This window comes from bacterium, from assembly GCA_026398675.1.
Lineage (GTDB): Bacteria > RBG-13-66-14 > RBG-13-66-14 > RBG-13-66-14 > RBG-13-66-14 > RBG-13-66-14.
In genome coordinates this window covers 1-3,073 of record JAPLSK010000312.1, presented here as the reverse complement: position 1 = coordinate 3,073, position 3,073 = coordinate 1, and the positions used below count along the sequence as shown (strand labels likewise).

The window sequence follows — 3,073 nt, the reverse complement described above, 5'->3', positions numbered from 1 at the left end:
CCCTGGCTGTTTGCCGGGGCATTACTCGGTTTGCCGGGGGCGTAGCTCGGGTCGCCGGGGGCGTAGCTCGGTTCGCCGGGGGCGTAGCTCGCTTCGCTCGGTTCGCTTCGTTTTTGGCTGTGGAGGACCTCGTCGAGCCGCTCCTGGGTCAGAAGGCCGCGCCCGAGGAGTATCTTCCCCAGCGGCTCCCGGTCGGCCTCGCTCTCGGCGTAGATGATCCGTCCCGCGTCAATGTATATCTCCGTTTGCCCCTTGGTGCTCTCCACGCTCAACCAGCCGGAGCGGTAGTACCGGCTGAAAATCTCCAGGAGGTCGAGGAGAGGAAGCTCCGCCAGCGTGCCTTGTAGAGCCATCTTATCCGCTTTCTGCTTCGGCGTCTTCGGACTGCCGGCGATCGGCCACCCGGTCGCAGTATAGAAAGAGCTGCGCGAGGGCCAGGGCGGTGGGGATCGTCGGGGGCCTGACCCCCTCGAGGATGAAACGGCCGTCCTTGGTCAGCGCGAGAGTCATACCGCCCAACGAGAAGCGGTCGTAGCGCTCGGCGCGCTCGACCGGGGAGAAACCGACGATTTTCAGCCAGTGTTTCAACGTGCGCCATCGGGGTAGGACGGGTTCTTCGGGGACGATTTCAAAGTCGCCCTCCCGCCCGTCGGAGTAGAGCTCCCGGGTTTCGACCGAGAGAGGAGTGGCGCCCCACTGGAGGGTGTCCGTGTTCGCCAAGGTTCACTTCCGCAAGGTTTAGAGGTTTTTTATTATTGTAGATGGAATACAAGGCGGCGGTCAAGGGAGGGCGCCCATTACGCCTCCGCTGGTGGGGCCGGCGGTTCCCGCCGTCCGACCGGGGCGTAAAAAAGGGCCGGACCGGATTCGGTCGGCGGCCCCAAAACCAGGGGAAGATTTTTAGCCTAATTTTGGGGGCAAGGGGTTTAACCGAGCGAAGCGAGCTACGCCTCTAGCGAAACCCCTTGTCTCCTTCTCCTCCGGCGGGGAACGGTCGAGCCCGAGCGGTCGGGATCAACCCGTCTCGCGCTTCAAGAGGTCGGCGAAAGTGGTGGCTTCAAGCCGGGTGGCCAGGTCCTGGCGCACCGTCTGCCAGAGCCAGCGCAGGCCGCAAGTGTCCTCGCGGGTGCAGGCCTGGTACGCCGTCTCGCTGGCGCAGGCCACGGGCGCCAGGTGACCGTCGAGGGTCCGGATGACGTCGGCCACATTCACCTCGTCGGGCTGGCGGACGAGGGTGTAGCCGCCTCCCGGACCGCGGCGGCTGTGGATGAATCCCGCACGCCGCAGCGAGAGGAGTATCTGTTCCAGGTAGCGCTCCGGTATCTCCTGGCGGGTGCTTATCTCGTCGGCCGACAGACGGCCTAGGCCGTGGTTGCGGGCGAGCTCCAGCATGGCCCGACAACCGTACTCACTGCGCGTCGAAACGTGCATGCCTTCCCCGTTTCTCGTATGTTTACAGACGAGCCAGAAAAAACGATTCGCCGGGGCGTTACTCGCTGCGCTCGTTTTGCCGGGGCATTACTCGCTTCGCAACGGCGAGCCGTTCATTTCAACCCGGCGGCGCACGTCAGAGCTTCGACCTCGCCGTCCGCCGGATGCACGATCCGTGGAATCCCCGGTCTTGCAGCCCCCGCTAACGGATAAATCCCAATAGGGATACTAGGCTTTTAGGGACCCACTGTCAAGCGGTAAATGGGAATTTTTGCCGGGGGCATCACTTCGGTTCGCCGGGGGCGTAGCTCGCTACGCTCGGTTCGCTCCGTTTTGCCGGAGGTCCCGGTAAGCCCGCTACTCGGCCGGGGACGACCGGCCTGAAATTTTGACCGGGGACCTACTCCTCGTCGCCGAAGTACCCGTATTCCTCGAAGAGGAGGTTCACTTCCTGGAGGAAATACTTGTAGGTCTTGATGTAGTCATCCGGTTTTTCGTCGGGCTTGGAGTGCTTTTCGTAGAAGGCGATGGTCAACGAGCAGGCGATGTCGAAGGGCATGGGTTTCTCCCGTGGAAAGCGGCGGGTGATTCCGCCACCGGTTTTTCTTACGAAGCCGGGTCGGGGGAGGCAAGGGGTTTAACCGAGCGAAGCGAGCTATGCCCCGGCAAAACCCCTTGTCGCCTATTACCGTCAACCGGCGATGCAAAAGCTCACCCGGCGCGTCCGGGGACGGTTGTCGAAATCCAGCAGGACCGGCTGCTGCCAGGTCCCCAACCGCGGCTTCCCGCCGACCACGGCGAAGCTCACCGAGGGGCCCACCAGGCTCGCCCGGACGTGGGCGTAGCCGTTGCCGTCAGCCGCGCGCGCGTCGTGGGCGTACACCGGACCCCGGGGGACGAGCTCCTGCATCACCCGGCTAAAATCCTCCACCAGCCCCGGCTCGTGCTCCACCGTGGTGACGGCGTAGGTGGAACCCGTGGCGGCGATGACACAGACGCCGTCGCTCACGCTCGATTCGGAGAGGAAGCGCTCCAAGAGCGGCGTGAGGTCTATGACGTCGCCCTCGCCCTTGGTTGGGACCTCGTAGGTCTTATCGAAAAACATGATTCGTCAGCTCGTCGGCCGGGGCTCCATGGGCCACAGGGCGTCCCACTGGGCGATTCCGGCGCCGGGGTAGTAGTGGTTGATGATTTCCTTGTAGGTGAAACCGGCCTCGGCCATTCCCCGGCTGCCCCACTGGCAGAGCCCCACGCCGTGGCCGTAACCGTGGCCCGAGAGCACCAGCCCGCCCTCGGTGACGCGGGCGATGTCGAAGTACGTGCTCTTCAGCTCACCGTACCCCACGAGGCGTCGGAACTCGTCGCCCGGCAGCTCCAGCTCGCCCCCCGAGGCCAGGGTGAACACGACGTACCGGACCCGGCCGGTGCGGGCGTTGGTCCACAGGCGCAGGCCCGTCGGGTTTTCGGAGGTGTAGCCCGCCGCGGCGAGGGCGTGGGCCAGGCGGTCGAAATCCAGGGTGTACTCCCAGTCGTGGCTGGGGCAGGCGGTGCACCAGTCGCACTCGACCCCGGCGAAGAAGGGTCGGCGCTCGACGCCGGGCCAGATATCGTCTATGGCCGCGGTGTGGCCACCGCAGCAGGA

At 64.9% G+C, this 3,073-nt stretch carries 6 protein-coding genes; all 6 read right to left on the bottom strand.

The genetic code is table 11. The annotated features are described in order from the left end of the window. A partial coding sequence (locus NTW26_09225; protein MCX7022435.1) for a DUF4388 domain-containing protein occupies positions 1-353 on the bottom strand: 353 nt, incomplete at its 3' end. Position 354: 1 nt separating this feature from the next. Next, positions 355-720 carry a hypothetical protein gene (locus NTW26_09220; protein MCX7022434.1) on the bottom strand — a complete coding sequence of 122 codons (366 nt, stop codon included), beginning with the start codon at positions 718-720 and terminating at the stop codon, positions 355-357. Between the two features lie 294 nt (positions 721-1,014). Further along, positions 1,015-1,431: an Rrf2 family transcriptional regulator gene (locus tag NTW26_09215; protein MCX7022433.1), complete on the bottom strand. Its 417-nt coding sequence runs from the start codon at positions 1,429-1,431 to the stop codon at positions 1,015-1,017. A gap of 400 nt (positions 1,432-1,831) precedes the next feature. After that, positions 1,832-1,990 (bottom strand): hypothetical protein, encoded by a 159-nt coding sequence (locus NTW26_09210; GenBank protein MCX7022432.1) that lies wholly within the window; start codon positions 1,988-1,990, stop codon positions 1,832-1,834. 132 nt (positions 1,991-2,122) lie between these two features. Continuing rightward, positions 2,123-2,536: a secondary thiamine-phosphate synthase enzyme YjbQ gene (locus NTW26_09205; GenBank protein ID MCX7022431.1), complete on the bottom strand. Its 414-nt coding sequence runs from the start codon at positions 2,534-2,536 to the stop codon at positions 2,123-2,125. Positions 2,537-2,542: 6 nt separating this feature from the next. Continuing rightward, positions 2,543-3,073 (bottom strand): cell division protein (locus tag NTW26_09200; GenBank protein MCX7022430.1); only part of this gene is annotated, 531 nt, incomplete at its 5' end.

Coding starts and splice junctions, on each gene's coding strand:
- NTW26_09215 (MCX7022433.1), bottom strand. CDS start 1,431: ATGCACGTTTCGACGCGCAGTGAGTACGGTTGTCGGGCCATGCTGGAG.
- NTW26_09210 (MCX7022432.1), bottom strand. CDS start 1,990: ATGCCCTTCGACATCGCCTGCTCGTTGACCATCGCCTTCTACGAAAAG.
- NTW26_09205 (MCX7022431.1), bottom strand. CDS start 2,536: ATGTTTTTCGATAAGACCTACGAGGTCCCAACCAAGGGCGAGGGCGAC.